Origin of the sequence: Pseudomonas sp. VD-NE ins, assembly GCF_031882575.1 — a bacterium.
Lineage (GTDB): Bacteria > Pseudomonadota > Gammaproteobacteria > Pseudomonadales > Pseudomonadaceae > Aquipseudomonas > Aquipseudomonas fluorescens_BZ.
Map to the genome: position 1 here is coordinate 100,818 of NZ_CP134772.1, position 17,565 is coordinate 118,382.

General features: G+C 62.6%; 1 protein-coding gene. It reads right to left on the reverse strand.

Annotated elements, in window-relative coordinates; all coding sequences use genetic code 11:
- Nucleotides 1–11: 11 nt before the first annotated feature.
- Entirely contained in the window at nucleotides 12–17,450 is a 17,439-nt protein-coding gene (locus RMV17_RS00485) for an immunoglobulin-like domain-containing protein (RefSeq protein WP_311884762.1), read from the reverse strand.
- Nucleotides 17,451–17,565 lie beyond the last annotated feature (115 nt).

A 17,565-nucleotide genomic window follows, 5' to 3' on the forward strand; every position in this document is an offset into this window, starting at 1 on the left:
TTGTTCACGTATCAGCTGTTGTTGTGGTCGACCTTGATGGTCGGATCGCTGCCGGCAATCAGGTTATGAATGTTGGCGCTCGACCAGTTGTTGCCTTCCAGTTTGATCGTCACATCCGGGGTGGCCGCCGCAGCGTCGCCGGAGTTGAACTTGCCCGCCGAGCTGACTTGCAGCGACGACGTGCCATCGACCGTGGTGATCTTCAGGAAGTTGTCGATGGTGCTGCCGGTCTCGCCCTGCAGCAAATCGCGCAGGTCGATGCGGTCACCTTCGCTGGCCTTGAAGTCCTTGATCACGTCGTTGCCAGTATCGCCCGCCTTCCAGACGAAGGTGTCGGCACCGGAACCACCGATGAGGATGTCGTTGCCCTGACCGCCGATCAGCGTGTCGTTGCCAGTGCCGCCGAGCAGGATGTCATTGCCTTTGCCGCCATCGAGCCAGTCGTTGCCGCCCGAGCCGAAGAGGATGTCATTGCCTGCGCCACCCAACAGCGTGTCGTTACCGTCATGTGCGCCGGAGACATCGAACGCCTGATAGTGCTCGGTGATGTACTGGTGCACGTTGCTGGTGGTGACTTTGCTGACGTCGACGCCGGTTTCCTTGGCGACGAACGCCTGCATCGCCTGATAACCCTCGCCGGCAATGCCGTTGAAGCTCACCAGGTCGCCGAACAGGATGTCGTTGCCGTCGCCACCGCTGACGGTGTCGTTGCCCGGCATCGTCGCTTCGGTGTGGCCGATGATCGAGTTGGCCAGATCCTTCGGATCGATGTTGGTTTGCGGCGTTTTATCCGAATCGTAAGGCTTCAGATCGTTGAGGCTGACATCGTTGTTCAGTCCGATAGCCTCGACGTTCGACAGACCGCTGAGCAATGCAAAGCCACTGGTCGAGTTACTGGTCGTTGCCGAGTTGGTGCTGTTACCGGTACCCGCCAGACTCGACAACTCATAGGTGCCGTCGCCCTGCGCGTGGATGGTGCCCAGATTAGAGCTGCTCCAGCCCCACCACGAATTGTAGGTTTGCAGGGTTACGGTGCCGGCGCTGTTGATCGTCAACGCGTGGGTATTGTCGATGTAGGTGCTGAAGGTGTCGCCCGGCTTGTAGTTGCTGGTTTTCACCACATCGTCGAGCTTCACGTTGCCGTACAGCGTCGGGTTGGTCTGCTCGCCGCTCTGGTAGTAGGTCGGCTGGCCGTCGGTAATGAAGTACGTGAGGTTCTTCGCCCCGGTGTTGGCCACAGCGTCAGCGCTCTGGAACCAGTTGGCCGTGGTCTTGAATACGTCCTCGTAATTGGTGCCGCCGCCGGAGGCCATCGAGTCCAGTACCGCTTTGAGTTGCGTCAGCGCGTTCGGGTCGTTGAGGTTCACCGACACCGACTTGTTGACCTGGGTATCGAAGTCGACGAGGAAAATGTTCACCGTGCCCGAATTGCTGCCGCCCAGGCTCTGCTTGAGGCTGTTGAACACCGAGGTCAGCGAGTCTTTGGCGGCGTTGAGCGACGACGCGCTCATGCTGCCGGAGCTGTCGACCATGAACGCGATGTTGTAGTTGGTGCCCGGGATCACGGTCAGACCACCGATGTCGGCGACGATGATGTCGTTGCCATCGGTGCCGGTGACGGTATCGTCGGCCGAGGTGGCGACAATGGCGTTGTAGACCGCCGGCACCACGGTAACCGGAATGGTCGCAGTGCTGCTGGCCGAGCCGCCGACCATCTCGGTGGAAGTCGAGGTCACGGTCAGGTTGAACTGGCCGTTGTAGTACGGCGGAGGCGTTACGGTCAGGCTGCCGAGGTTCCAGCCGGTGACGTTGGCGTCGCCGCTGCTGGCGGTGACGGTGAAGGTGTGACCCGCGCCATCACTGAGCACCGAGCCGACCGGTGCACCGCTGATCTTCACGCTCAGGGTTTCCGAGCCGTCGGTGTCGGTCAGGGCGGTGGTGATCGCCGACAGTTTCACCGTGGTGCCTTCGGCGCCGGTGTTGAGTTTGTAGCCGTCGTAATAGCCTTCGCCGTTAGTGCCGTGCAGATCGGAGACGGTCACGCCCGAATTCACCAGATCCTTCACGCCGGTGTAGATCGGTACGCCAGCGCTGCTCAGGTCGATCGGCGTGCTGCCGTTGACCGACAGGTTGACGTCGTAGCTGCCCGGGCCGCTCTGGTTGTGGTGGTAGATGTCCAGGGTGTAGTAGCCGCTGGTGGTCGGGGTGAACGAACCGTTGAGGTTGCCGCCCACGCCCCACGTGGTCGAGGCCACGCTCTTGCCACCGATGGTCACCAACAGGCTGTCATCACCGATACCGCTGAAGGTGTAAGTCTTGCCGGCTTCCAGATAGATCAGGCCGGAAGTCTTCGAGGCCGTACCGGCGGTTACGCTGCCGTCGGACTGCACGTTGTTCACGTTAGTGCTGGTGTTCGGTGTGCCGGCGCCGTCGATGACGTTTTTCAACGTGGTCGAATCCGCGCCATTGCCGTTGGTGCCCAGACCCGACAGACCGGTCCAGACTTCCTTGATCAGCCCGGTGGACTTCACGCTGTTGTCGGCCACGCTCACGGTCGGCGCATCCGCCACTGGCGTGATGTCGATCTTCACGGTGCCGGTGTTACCCAGCAGCTGACCGTCGGTTGGCTGGAACTTGATCTGCGCGTAGTCAGCCTGGTTGTTGCCCAGACCTGTGCCGCCGTAACCGTTGACGCCCGACTCGTTGGCATCCGGCAGGAAGCGCAGCTTGCCCGCGTCGATGTCAGCCTTGCTGAAGGTCTGGTTGTTGGCGACGTCTTTCCAGGTCGAACCGTCCAGATACTGCAGTTTGCCTTCGCCCGGCAGTTGGGTGATTTTCACGCCGAGGCTGCTGGCCGGACTGTCGACATCGCTGACACCGAAGGTCGACCAGCCGAGCACCAGCGGCGTGTCTTCGGTGCCGGTGACATTGCTCGGTGCAGCGACCGGTGCGTCGTTGACCGCCACCACGTTGACCGTGGTGGTCGCGGTGTTGGAGTAGTTGCCGCCATCGGTCACGGTCACGGTGATGATCCGCGGTACGGTGCTCGGATTCTCACTGCTGTTAGTGAAGCTGATGTTCTTGATGGCCTGCATGTAATCAGCCAGCGTCGCATTGCCGGACAGCGTCAGGGTCACGGTGCCGTTGGTGCTGTTGGCATTGATCGTAATGCCGTTGACGCTGTTGCCCAGGTTCAGCGCATCGCCGTCCTGACGGTTGGTCAGAACCACAGTGGCACCGGTGAGCATGGTGCTGTCCGGGTCAGTGATGCTGATGTCGGTGTCGGCAATCGATACGCCCGCGCCCGGGGTGTTTTCGGTGAAGGTCACCTTGTAGTCGGCACCGGTGGCACCGCTGGAGTTGTTGCCATCCAGGTCGATGACCGGCGGTGCGTCGTTGTCGATGATCGAGGTGCTGACGCTGCCGTTGGTGCTGCTGACCGCGAGGTTCTCGAAGTTGCCGCCGGTGGCCGAATCGATCTTGACCACGAAGTTCTCGGTGCCTTCGGTGATCTTGTCATCGATGGTGGCGACGTTGAACTGCGCGCTGCTCGCACCTGCCGGAATCTTCACGGTGTACACACCAGTGAAGTCCGAACCGTCGGCGGCAGTGCCGCTGTAGACGATTTTCAGGGTTACTTCGGTTTGCGCCGGGTGGTTCAGGCTGACCGTATAGCTGGCGGTCTGGCCTTCGGTCACCGAGCTGCTGCCGGTGATGCTGACGGTGGTGGTGTCGATCGTATCGGTGACGCTGGTCACGGCTGGCGTGTTGCTGGTCACGAGGTTTTCGAAGCTGCCGCCGCTGGTGCCGGTGATGGTCGCCTGCACGCTGCCGGCGTCTTTGTAGACGTCGTCGGCCGGAGCCGGAACGGTCACGGTGCCAGTGGTTTTGCCAGCGTCGATGGTGATTACCGAACCGTTGCTGAGGGTCACGGTCAGTGGCGAGCCAGCGGCGTTGGTCAGGGTCGCGGTGTAGGTGATCTGGCCACCTTCGGCCACGGTGCCGGTCGCGGACAGCGACAGGTTGGTGGTGTCGACGGTGTCGGTCACGGTGGTGCTGACCGGGGTTTTGTCGGCGACGAGGTTTTCGTAGTTGCCGCCCGTGACGTTGCTGATCGAGTTGGTCAGCGGGGCGTGGCCGGTCAACGCATCGTTCGGTGCGGTGGTTGTCACGGTACCGGTGGTCTTGCCGATGTCGATGGTGATGGTCTGACCGTTGGCCAGGGTCACCACGACCGGCGAACCGGTCACGGCTGCACCGACAGTGGCGGTGTAGACGACGTTGCCGCCTTCCGCCGCAGAGCCGGTCGCGGTCAGTTTCACGGTGGTGGTGTCGATGGTGTCAGTGACGCTGGTCACGGCCGGAGCCGTGCTGGTGACCAGGTTTTCGAAGCTGCCGCCGGTGGCGGTCTTGATCGTTGCCTGGACGTTGCCGGCGTCTTTGTAGACGTCATCGGCTGGCGCTGGAACGGTCACGGTGCCGCTGGTTTTGCCGGCGTCGATGGTGATCACCGAACCGTTGCTCAGGGTTACGGTGACTGGCGAGCCAGCGGCGTTGGTCAGGGTCGCGGTGTAAGTGATCTGGCCACCTTCGGCCACGGTGCCGGTCGCGGACAGCGACAGATTGGTGGTGTCGACGGTGTCGGTCACAGTGGTGCTGACCGGAGTCTTGTCGGCGACCAGGTTCTCGTAGTTACCGCCGCTGACGTTGGTGATCGCGTTGGTCAGTGGCGCGTGACCGGTCAATGCGTCGTTAGGCGCAGTGGTGGTCGCGGTGCCCGTGGTCTGGCCTACACCGATGGTGATGGTTTGACCGTTGGCCAGCGTTACAACCACAGGCGAGCCGGTCACCGGAGCACCGACGGTCGCGGTGTAGACGACGTTGCCGCCCTCTGCCGCTGTGCCGGTAGCCGTGAGTTTCACCGTCGTGGTGTCGATGGTGTCGGTGACGCTGGTCACGGCCGGCGTCGTACTCGGTACCAGGTTTTCGAAGTTGCCACCGGTGGCGTTGCTGATCGTCGCCTGTACGGTGCCGGCGTCTTTGTAGACGTCGTCGGCTGGGGCTGGAACGGTCACGGTGCCGCTGGTTTTACCGGCGTCGATGGTGATCACGGCGCCGTTCGACAGGGTTACGGTCACTGGCGAGCCAGCGGCGTTGGTCAATGTCGCGGTGTAAGTGATCTGGCCACCTTCGGCCACGGTGCCGGTCGCGGACAGCGACAGATTGGTGGTGTCGACGGTGTCAGTGACGTTGGTCGAAACCAGCGTCTTGTCGGCCACGAGATTTTCGTAGTTGCCGCCAGTGACGTTGGTGATCGAGTTGGTCAGCGGAGCATGACCGGTCAACGCATCGTTTGGTGCGGTAGTGGTCGCAGTCCCCGTAGTCTGGCCAACACCAATGGTGATGGTCTGACCGTTGGCCAGCGTTACCACAACTGGCGAGCCAGTCACTGGAGCACCGACCGTGGCGGTGTAGACAACGTTGCCGCCCTCGGCTGCAGTTGTGGTTGCAGTGAGTTTTACGGTGGTCGTGTCGATCGTGTCGGTGACGCTGGTTACGGCCGGAGTCGTGCTCGGCACGAGGTTTTCGAAGTTGCCACCGGTGGCGGTGCTGATGGTCGCCTGCACGGTACCGGCGTCTTTGTAGACGTCATCGGCTGGCGCTGGAACGGTCACGGTGCCAGTGGTTTTACCCGCGTCGATGGTGATCACGGCGCCGTTGCTCAGAGTCACGGTGACTGGCGAGCCAGCGGCGTTGGTCAGGGTCGCGGTGTAAACAATCGAACCGCCTTCAGCAACCGAACCCGTCGCGCTGAGCGACAGATTGGTGGTGTCGACAGTGTCGGTCACGTTGGTGCTGACTGGCGTTTTGTCAGCCACAAGGTTTTCGTAGTTACCACCGCTGACATTGGTGATCGCGTTCGTCAGCGGTGCGTGACCGGTCAAGACATCGTTTGGCGCGGTAGTAGTTGCGGTGCCGGTGGTCTGGCCAACACCGATGGTGATGGTCTGACCGTTCGACAGGGTGACCACGACTGGCGAGCCCGTCACTGGCGCACCGACGGTCGCGGTGTAAACGACGTTACCGCCTTCAGCGGCAGTGGCGGTCGCGGTCAGTTTCACCGTGGTGGTGTCGATGGTATCGGTGACGCTTGTAATAGCCGGCGTCGTGCTCGGCACCAGGTTTTCGAAGTTGCCACCGGTGGCGGTGCTGATCGTGGCCTGCACGGTACCGGCGTCTTTGTAGACGTCATCGGCTGGCGCTGGAACGGTGACGGTGCCGGTGGTTTTACCGGCGTCGATGGTGATCACGGCGCCGTTGCTCAGCGTCACGGTCACTGGCGAGCCAGCGGCGTTGGTCAGGGTCGCGGTGTAGACGATCGAACCGCCCTCGGCCACAGAACCGGTAGCGCTAAGCGACAGGTTGGTGGTGTCGACGGTATCGGTCACGTTGGTGCTGACCGGCGTCTTGTCGGCTACGAGGTTCTCGTAGTTGCCGCCGCTGACGTTGGTGATCGCATTGGTCAGCGGAGCGTGGCCAGTCAATGCGTCGTTCGGCGCGGTGGTGGTCGCGGTGCCCGTGGTCTGGCCGACGCCAATGGTGATGGTCTGACCGTTGGCCAGGGTTACCACAACCGGCGAACCGGTTACCGGAGCACCAACCGTGGCGGTGTAAACGACGTTGCCACCTTCGGCTGCGGTAGCGGTTGCCGTCAGTTTCACAGTGGTGGTGTCGATGGTGTCGGTGACGCTGGTGATAGCCGGAGTTGTGCTCGGCACCAGATTTTCGAAGTTGCCACCGGTGGCGGTACTGATCGTGGCCTGCACGGTGCCAGCGTCTTTGTAGACGTCGTCGGCTGGCGCTGGAACGGTCACGGTGCCGGTGGTTTTACCGGCGTCGATGGTGATCACGGCGCCGTTGCTCAGCGTCACGGTCACTGGCGAGCCAGCGGCGTTGGTCAGGGTCGCGGTGTAGACGATCGAACCGCCCTCGGCCACAGAACCGGTAGCGCTAAGCGACAGGTTGGTGGTGTCGACGGTATCGGTCACGTTGGTGCTGACCGGCGTCTTGTCGGCTACGAGGTTCTCGTAGTTGCCGCCGCTGACGTTGGTGATCGCGTTGGTCAGCGGAGCGTGACCGGTCAATGCGTCGTTTGGCGCCGTGGTGGTCGCGGTACCGGTGGTCTGGCCGACGCCGATGGTGATCGTCTGACCGTTTGCCAGGGTTACGACAACCGGCGAGCCGGTGACTGGCGCGCCGACAGTCGCGGTGTAGGTGACGTTGCCACCCTCAGTTGTCGACTCGGTGGCGGTGAGTTTGACGGTGGTGGTGTCGATGGTGTCGGTGACGCTGGTCACAGCCGGCACGGTGCTCGGCACCAGATTCTCGAAGTTGCCGCCGGTCGCGGTCGAAATGGTTGCTTCGACTTTGCCTGCATCTTTGTAAACGTCATCCGCTGGCGCTGCGACGGTGACGGTGCCAGTGGTTTTACCGGCTTCGATGGTGATCACCGCGCCGTTCGACAGGGTCACGGTGACTGGTGAGCCGGCCGCGTTGGTCAGCGTTGCGGTGTAGATGATCGAGCCACCTTCAGCAACCGAACCGGTCGCGCTGAGCGACAGGTTGGTGGTGTCGACGGTGTCGGTGACATTGGTCGAAACCGGCGTCTTGTCAGCCACCAGATTCTCGTAATTGCCGCCGGTAACTCCGGTAATCGCGTTGGTCAGCGGTGCATGGCCAGTCAACGCATCGTTCGGCGCGGTGAAGGTGACGGTGCCGGTGGTTTTACCGACTTCGATGGTGATGTTCTGGCCGTTGGCCAGGGTCACGGTGACCGGCGAGCCGGTCACTGGAGCGCCCACAGTGGCGGTGTAAGTGACGGTGCCGCCTTCAGCCACGGAGGTATCGGCCGTCAATTTCACGGTCGAGGTGTCGATGGTATCGGTGACGCTGGTCACAGCCGGCACGGTGCTCGGCACCAGATTCTCGAAGTTGCCGCCGGTCGCGGTCGAAATGGTTGCTTCGACTTTGCCTGCATCTTTGTAAACGTCATCCGCTGGCGCTGCGACGGTGACGGTGCCAGTGGTTTTACCGGCTTCGATGGTGATCACCGCGCCGTTCGACAGGGTCACGGTGACTGGCGAGCCAGCAGCGTTGGTCAATGTCGCGGTGTAGATGATCGAGCCGCCCTCAGCCACAGAACCGGTCGCGCTGAGCGACAGGTTGGTGGTGTCGACGGTGTCGGTCACGGTGGTGCTGACCGGTGTCTTGTCGGCCACGAGGTTTTCGTAGTTGCCACCGCTCACCTCAGTGATCGAGTTGGTGAGCGGCGCGTGGCCGGTCAGCGCATCGTTCGGTGCGATGAAGGTTACGGTGCCGGTGGTTTTCCCGACTTCGATGGTGATGTTCTGACCGTTGGCCAGGGTCACCACAACCGGAGAGCCTGTCACAGGCGCTCCGACTGTCGCGGTGTAAGTGACGGTGCCACCTTCAGCGGCGGTCTCGGTCGCCGTCAGTTTCACGGTCGAGGTGTCGATGGTGTCAGTCACTTCGGTGACGGCTGGAACAGTGCTCGGCACCAGGTTCTCGAAGTTGCCACCGGTAGCGGTGGAGATCGTCGCTTCGACTTTGCCAGCGTCTTTGTAGACGTCGTCGGCCGGGGCTGGAACGGTCACGGTGCCAGTGGTTTTACCGGCTTCGATGGTGATTACCGCGCCATTCGACAGGGTCACGGTGACTGGCGAGCCAGCCGCGTTGGTCAGCGTAGCGGTGTAGATGATCGAACCACCTTCCGCAACGGTGCCGGTCGCCGTCAGCGACAGATTGGTGGTGTCGACGGTGTCGGTGACATTGGTCGAAACCGGCGTCTTGTCCGCCACCAGATTTTCGAAGTTGCCGCCGCTTACCTCAGTGATCGCATTGGTGATCGGCGCATGGCCGGTCAACGCATCGTTCGGCGCAGTGGTGGTCGCGGTGCCGGTGGTCTGGCCAACACCAATGGTGATGGTCTGACCGTTAGCCAGGGTCACGACCACAGGCGAACCGGTGACTGGCGCGCCGACGGTCGCGGTGTAAGTCACGCTGCCGCCCTCAGCCGTCGACTCGGTCGCGGTGAGTTTGACGGTGGTGGTGTCGATGGTGTCGGTGACATTGGTCACCGCCGGTACGGTGCTCGGTACCAGATTCTCGAAGTTGCCGCCGGTTGCATCCTTGATCGTCACTTCGACTTTGCCGGCATCTTTGTAGACGTCATCAGCCGGCGCTGGAACGGTCACGGTGCCGGTGGTTTTACCGGCCTCGATGGTGATCACCGAACCGTTGCTCAGGGTCACGGTCACCGGGGTGCCGGCCGGGTTGGTCAGCGTCGCGGTGTAGACGATCGAACCGCCTTCAGCCACCGAATCGGTTGCGGTCAGGTTCAGGTTGGTGGTGTCGGTGGTGTCCGAAACCGCGGTGTCGGCGGACTTGCCGTCGACTGCCAGTTTTTCGTAGTTGCCGCCAGTGGCGCCGTCGATGGTCACGCTCAGCGAGCTGCCGCCGGCCAGAGGGCTGTTTGGTGCAACGAAGTTCACCGAGCCGGTGGTTTCACCGACAGCGATGGTGATGGTCTGGCCGTTGGACAGGGTCACGACAACCGGCGAGCCAGTCACTGGCGCGGTAACGGTCGCGGTGTAGACCACGGTTTCGCCTTCGGCGACGTTCGCCGTGGCGGTCAGCGACACGGTGGAGGTGTCGATGGTGTCGTTGACGGTGGTGACCGCTGGAGCCGTGCTGGTGACGAGGTTTTCAAAGTCGCCACCGGTCGCGCCCTTGATGGTCGCTTCAACGGTGCCGGCATCTTTGTAGACGTCATCTTTCGGTGCGTCGACGGTCACGGTGCCGGTGGTTTTACCGGCCTCGATGGTGATCACCGAGCCATTGCTCAGGGTTACGGTGACCGGACTGCCAGCGGCATTGGTCAGGGTCGCGGTGTAGGTGATCTGGCCGCCTTCGTTCACCGAACCGGTGGCGCTGAGCGACAGGTTGGTGGTATCGACGGTATCAGTCACGTTGGTGCTGACCGAGGTTTTGTCGGCCACGAGGTTTTCGTAGTTGCCGCCGGAAACGCCGGTGATCGCGTTGGTCAGCGGCGCATGACCGGTCAACGCATCGTTTGGCGCAGTGGTAGTCACGGTGCCGGTGGTTTTACCCACTTCGATGGTGATGTTCTGACCGTTGGCCAAGGTCACCACAACTGGTGAGCCAGTGACTGGCGCACCGACGGTGGCGGTGTAGGTGACGGTGCCACCTTCAGCGGCCGACTCGGTGGCGGTCAGTTTGACCGTCGAGGTGTCGATGGTGTCAGTGACGTCGGTAACGGCTGGCGTGGTGCTCGGAACCAGGTTCTCGAAGTTACCGCCCGTGGCATCCTTGATGGTCACCTCGACCTTGCCGGCGTCTTTGTAGACGTCATCGGCAGGCGCAGGAACGGTGACGGTGCCGGTGGTTTTGCCCGCTTCGATGGTGATCACCGAGCCATTGCTCAGGGTCACGGTCACCGGCGTGCCAGCCGGGTTGGTCAGGGTCGCGGTGTAAACGATCGAGCCACCTTCCGCCACGGTGCCGGTCGCAGTGAGCGACAGGTTGGTGGTGTCGACGGTGTCAGTAACAGTGGTCGAAACCGGGGTTTTGTCGGCAACGAGGTTCTCGTAATTGCCGCCGCTCACGTCGGTGATCGCGTTGGTCAGCGGCGTGTGGCCGTTCAGCGCGTCGTTTGGTGCGGTGGTGGTGACGGTGCCGGTGGTTTTGCCGACTTCGATGGTGATGTTCTGGCCGTTGGCCAAGGTCACGACGACCGGCGAGCCGGTGACTGGCGCGCCGACGGTGGCGGTGTAAGTGACGGTGCCACCTTCAGCGGCAGACTCAGTGGCGGTCAGTTTGACGGTGGTGGTGTCGATGGTGTCGGTGACTTCGGTCACGGCCGGGACAGTGCTCGGTACCAGGTTTTCGAAGTTGCCGCCGGTGGCGTCCTTGATGGTCACTTCGACCTTGCCGGCGTCTTTGTAGACGTCATCGGCAGGCGCCGCGACCGTTACGGTGCCGGTGGTTTTACCGGCCTCGATGGTGATCACCGAGCCGTTCGACAGGGTCACAGTCACCGGCGAGCCAGCCGGGTTGGTCAGCGTCGCGGTGTAGATGATCGAGCCGCCCTCGGCGACCGAATTGGTGGCGCTGAGCGACAGGTCAGTGGTGTCGAGGGTGTCAGTGACCGTGGTCGACACCGGGGTCTTGTCGGCCACCAGGTTTTCGTAGTTGCCGCCGGAAACGTTGGTGATCGAGTTGCCCAGCGACGCCTGACCGTTCAATGCGTCATTCGGCGCGATGGTGGACACGCTGCCTGTGGTCTTGCCGACTTCGATGGTGATGCTCTGGCCGTTGGCCAGGGTCACGACGACTGGCGAACCGGTGACCGGCGCGCCAACCGTGGCGGTGTAAGTGACGGTGCCGCCCTCAGCCACAGTGGTGTCGGCCGTCAGTTTCACGGTCGAGGTGTCGATGGTGTCAGTGACGTCGGTCACGGCTGGCGTGGTGCTCGGAACGAGGTTCTCGAAGTTGCCGCCCGTGGCGTCCTTGATGGTGACTTCGACTTTGCCGGCGTCTTTGTAGACGTCATCGGCAGGCGCTGCGACGGTCACGGTACCGGTAGTTTTACCAGCGTCGATGGTGATCACCGAGCCGTTGCTCAATGTCACGGTGACTGGCGTGCCAGCCGGATTGGTCAGCGTTGCGGTGTAAACAATCGAACCACCCTCAGCCACGGTGCCGGTCGCACTCAGCGACAGGTTGGTGGTGTCGACGGTGTCGGTCACCGAGGTCACGGCCGGAGTTTTGTCGGCCACAAGGTTTTCGTAATTGCCGCCGCTGGCGCCGTCGATTTTCACGCTCAGCGTGTTGCCGCCAGCGAGTGCATCGTTCGGTGCGGTGAAGTTGACGCTACCGCTGCTGGCGCCGACCGGAATGGTGATGGTCTGGCCGTTGGACAGAGTCACCACAACTGGCGAACCGGTGACCGGAGCGGTGACGGAGGCCGTGTAAACCACCACGCCGCCTTCAGTGGTGCTGGCGGTGGCGGTCAGCGAAACGGTGCTGTTGTCGATGGTGTCGGTCACGTCGGTGACCGCCGGGGTCTTGTCGACCACCAGGTTCTCGAAGTTGCCGCCGGTGGTCTTGGTGATGCTGGCGTCGACTTTGCCGGCGTCCTTGTAGACGTCATCGGCCGGTGCTGCGACCGTCGCGGTGCCGGTGGTCGCTCCCTTGGCAATGTTGATCACCGCACCGTTGCTCAGGGTCACGGTCATCGCCGTGCCGGCCGGGTTCGTCAGGCTCGCGGTGTAGACGATCGAGCCGCCCTCGGCAACCGAAGCGGTGGCGCTGAGGCTGATATTGGTGGTGTCGACGGTGTCGGTGACGGTGGTGACCACCGCCGAACGGTTGGCATCGACCTGCTCGAAGTTACCGCCACTGTGGCTGGCAATCGCGGTCTGTACCTTGCCGCCGTCGATGTACGGCGTATTGGCAGGCGCAGCGAAATTCACCGAACCGCTGGTGGCGCCGGCGGCGATGTTGATCACCGCACCGTTGGCCAGGGTCACGGTCATGGCGGTGCCGGCCGGGTTGCTCAGGGTCGCGGTGTAGGTGATCTGGCCACCTTCGCTGACGGTGTCGCTGGCGCTCAGGGTCAGCGTGGTTTTGTCGATGGTGTCATTGACGGTGGTGCTGACTGGGGTCTTGCTGACGTCGAGCTTCTCGAAGTTGCCGCCGGTTGCGTCGGTCATGGTCACGGTGAGCTTGCTGACGTCTTTGTAAACGTCATCGCTCGGCGCGGCGATGGTCACCGAACCGCTGGTTTTGCCAGCCTCGATGGTGATGGTCTGGCCGTTGCTCAGGTTGACGGTCACCGGGGTTTGCGCGGCGTTGGTCAGGGTCGCGGTGTAGGTGATCGAGGTGCCTTCGAGCACGTAGCTTTCAGCGCTGAGGGTCAGGTGCGTGGTGTTGATCGTGTCGGCGACATTGGTCACCGCTGGCGTCGGATTGGCCACCAGGTTTTCGAAGTTGCCGCCCGAGGTTTCCTTGATGGTCACTTCGAGTTTGCCGGCGTCTTTGTAGACGTCATCGGCCGGTGCCGGGACGGTCACGGTGCCGGTGGTCTTGCCGGCGTCGATGGTGATGGTCGAACCGTTGCTCAGGGTCACGGTCACCGGAGTGCCGGCCGGGTTGGTCAGCGTCGCGGTGTAAACGATCGAACCGCCTTCGTTGACGTTGCCGGTGGCGGTCAGCGAAACGGTAGTGGTGTCGACGGTGTCGGTCACGCTGGTGCTGACCGGGGTTTTGTCGGCCACCAGATTTTCGTAGTTGCCGCCGCTGACGTTGGTGATCGCGTTGGTTAGCGGTGCGTGGCCGGCCAGCACATCGTTCGGTGCAGTGGTGGTCACGGTGCCGGTGGTTTTGCCGACTTCGATGGTGATGTTCTGGCCGTTGGCCAACGTCACGATCACAGGCGAACCGGTCACTGGCGCGCCAACAGTGGCGGTGTAGGTGACGGTGCCGCCTTCAGCCGCAGTCTCGGTGGCGGTCAGTTTCACCGTCGAGGTATCGATGGTGTCGGTCACATCGGTTACGGCCGGAACGGTGCTCGGCACCAGATTCTCGAAGTTGCCGCCAGTGGCGTCCTTGATGGTCACTTCGACTTTGCCGGCGTCTTTGTAGACGTCATCGGCTGGCGCAGGAACGGTCACGGTGCCGGTGGTTTTGCCGGCCTCGATGGTAATGACCGAGCCGTTCGACAGGGTCACGGTTACTGGAGTGCCAGCCGGGTTGGTCAGGGTTGCGGTGTAAACGATCGCGCCGCCTTCCGCCACAGTGCCGGTAGCGCTGAGCGTCAGGTTGGTGGTGTCGACGGTGTCGGTCACGGTAGTGCTGACCGGGGTTTTGTCGGCCACGAGGTTTTCGTAGTTGCCGCCAGTTACGTCGGTGATCGAGTTGGTCAGCGGCGCGTGGCCGTTCAGCGCGTCGTTTGGCGCGGTGGTGGTCACGGTGCCGGTGGTTTTGCCTACTTCGATGGTGATGTTCTGACCATTGGCCAAAGTTACGATCACCGGCGAACCGGTGACTGGCGCGCCAACGGTAGCGGTGTAGGTGACGGTGCCACCTTCAGCGGTTGTCTCGGTGGCGGTCAGTTTCACCGTCGAGGTGTCGAGGGTGTCAGTGACGTCGGTGACGGCAGGAACGGTGCTCGGCACCAGGTTCTCGAAGTTGCCGCCAGTGGCGTCCTTGATGGTGACTTCGACTTTGCCGGCGTCTTTGTAGACGTCATCGGCTGGCGCCGGAACGGTCACGGTGCCAGTGGTTTTACCGGCTTCAATGGTGATGACCGAGCCGTTCGACAGGGTCACGGTGACCGGCGAACCAGCAGCATTGGTCAGGGTCGCGGTGTAAGTAATCTGGCCGCCTTCAGCCACGGTGCCGGTCGCGCTCAGCGTCAGGTCGGTGGTGTCGGTGGTGTCCGTGACCGTGGTGCTGACCGGGGTTTTATCGGCGACGAGGTCTTCATAATTGCCGCCGCTCACGCCCGTGATCGCGTTGGTGATCGGCGCGTGGCCGGTCAGCGCATCATTCGGTGCAGTGGTGGTCACGGTGCCGGTGGTTTTGCCGACTTCGATGGTGATGTTTTGGCCGTTGGCCAAGGTCACGACAACCGGCGAGCCGGTGACCGGCGCGCCAACAGTGGCGGTGTAGGTGACGGTGCCACCTTCAGCGACCGAGGTGTCAGCCGTCAGCTTCACGGTCGACGTGTCGATAGTGTCTGTCACTTCGGTCACGGCTGGAACGGTGCTCGGCACCAGATTCTCGAAATTGCCGCCGGACGCATCCTTGATCGTCACTTCGACTTTGCCGGCGTCTTTGTAGACGTCATCGGCGGGCGCTGGAACGGTCACGGTGCCAGTGGTTTTGCCGGCTTCGATGGTGATCACCGAACCGTTCGACAGGGTTACGGTGACAGGCGAACCTGCGGCGTTGGTCAGGGTCGCGGTGTAAGTGATCTGACCGCCTTCAGCCACAGAACCGGTCGCGCTCAGCGACAGGTTGGTGGTGTCGGCGACATCAGTAACAGTGGTCGAAACCGGAGTCTTGTCAGCCACCAGATCTTCGTAATTACCACCCGAAACGCCGGTGATCGAGTTGGTCAGCGGCGCATTGCCGGTCAACGCATCGTTAGGGGCGGTAGTGGTCACGGTGCCGGTGGTTTTACCGACTTCAATGGTAATGCTCTGACCGTTGGCCAAGGTCACGATGACAGGCGAGCCGGTGACCGGCGCACCGACGGTGGCGGTGTAAGTGACGGTGCCACCTTCAGCGACCGAGGTGTCGGCCGTCAGCTTCACGGTCGAGGTGTCGATGGTGTCAGTGACTTCGGTCACGGCTGGAACGGTGCTCGGCACCAGGTTCTCGAAGTTGCCGCCAGTGGCGTCCTTGATGGTGACTTCGACTTTGCCGGCGTCTTTATAAACGTCATCGGCTGGCGCCGGAACGGTCACGGTACCGCTGGTCTTGCCCGCTTCGATGGTGATCACCGAGCCGTTGCTCAGGGTCACGGTCACCGGCGTGCCGGCAGGGTTGGTCAGGGTCGCGGTGTAAACGATCGAACCGCCTTCCGCCACGGTGCCGGTGGCTGTCAGCGACAGGTTGGTGTTGTCGATCGAGTCGGTAATGGTGGTGGTCGCTGGCGTCGTATTCGGCACCAGATTTTCGAAATTGCCACCGCTAGCACCGGTGATGGTGGTGCTGACGGTGCTGCCATTGTTGTAAACGTCGTTGGCCGCGGTCGGCACGTTGACCGAGCCCGTAGTCTTGCCGGCGTCAATGGTGATGGTCGAGCCGTTCGACAGGGTGATCGTCACCGGGGTTTGCGCGGCGTTGGTCAGCGTCGCGGTGTAGGTGATCTGGCCACCTTCGACGACTGTACCGGTGGCGGTGAGGCTCACGCTGGTGGTGTCGATCGAATCGGTAACGGTGGTGGTGGCTGGCGTGGTGTTTGGCACCAGGCTTTCAAAGTTGCCACCCGTAGCGCCGGTAATGGTGGTGCTGACCGTGCCGCCATTGTTGTAAACGTCGTTGGCCGCCGTCGGGACGTTGACGGTGCCGGTGGTCTGCCCAGCCTCAATGGTGATGGTCGAGCCGTTCGACAAGGTGACGGTCACCGGGGTTTGCGCCGGGTTGGTCAGGGTCGCGGTGTAGGTGATCTGGCCACCCTCGACCACTGTGCCGGTGGCGGTCAGGGTCAGATTAGTGGTGTCGATCGAATCGGTGATGGTGGTCACCGCTGGCGTCGGGTTTGGCACCAGGTTTTCGAAGTTGCCACCGCTGGCACCGGTGATGGTGGTGGTGACGGTGCTGCCGTTGTTATAGACGTCGTTGGCCGGGGTCGGCACGTTGACGGTGCCGCTGGTCTGGCCGGCGCCGATGGTGATGGTCGAGCCGTTCGACAGGGTGACGGTCACCGGGGTTTGCGCCGGGTTGGTCAGGGTTGCGGTGTAAGTGATCTGCCCGCCTTCGGTGACACTCGGGCCGGCCGTCAGGGTGACGGTGGTGGTGTCGATGGTGTCGGTGACCTGGGTCGTCGCCGGAGTGGTCGGCGGGGTCACGGTGATGCCATTGCCGCCGGTGGTGCCGGTGACGGTCACGTCGATCTGGGTCGGGTCGTTATAAACGGTGTCGTTCGGGGCCAGCGGCACGTTGACGGTGCCAGTGGTGGAGCCGGCTGTAATCACAATCACCGCGCCGTTGGACAGGGTGATGGTCAGGTCGGTCAGCGGCGCCTGGGTCAGGGTCGCGGTGTACACCAGCACGCCGCCGGTTTCGGTGATGGACGGCGTGGCGCTGAGGCTCAGGGTCGACTCACGCAGGGCGTTGGTGGTGGTATCGGTGGTCTGGCCGCCAGTGATGTTCTGCGCGGCTTGACCGGCAGCATTGATGCCTGCAGTCGGGAAACCAATGGTCGGGTCAACGCGGCCAGCGGTGGCGTCGAGCATCACAAAGCTGTGGCCACCACCGGCAGCACCGCCAGTGCCTGCAGCGCTCGGGCCGGCAGCGGTGGCATCGAGGGCGGTGGTCGGGTCGACACCGGCGGCGATGGCTTGCTGCAGTTCTGCTACCGACGGCGCAGCCTGCGCGGTGGCCTCAGCCAGGTCCGTGCTGGAGTCGGGCGCGGTGGCGCTCCACTGGGTTTCGCGACCCAGATCGAGGGTGCGGCCATCTGCCAATTCAAGCGACACGGCGCCGGAGAGGCCGGTGTCAATCTGGTCGCCAACGAACAGGCGATCGCCTTCAACGAGTACGCGACGCACGCCCTCTGGGGACACCACGAATACCTGACCGACAATGCTTTTGACGATGGCAACAACACTGCTCATTGAAGACTCTCCGGGGTGTCACGTTCAGTTGACTTCCATGGACCTGAGGGCATGGGCGCCGATTCAGTCTGGACGTACTTTAAAAATTTGCGAAACAAGTTTGACGCATGCTTTC

What these genes read in the sequence shown, in the direction of transcription:
- RMV17_RS00485 (WP_311884762.1), bottom strand. Translation starts at nt 17,450, where the DNA reads ATGAGCAGTGTTGTTGCCATCGTCAAAAGCATTGTCGGTCAGGTATTC.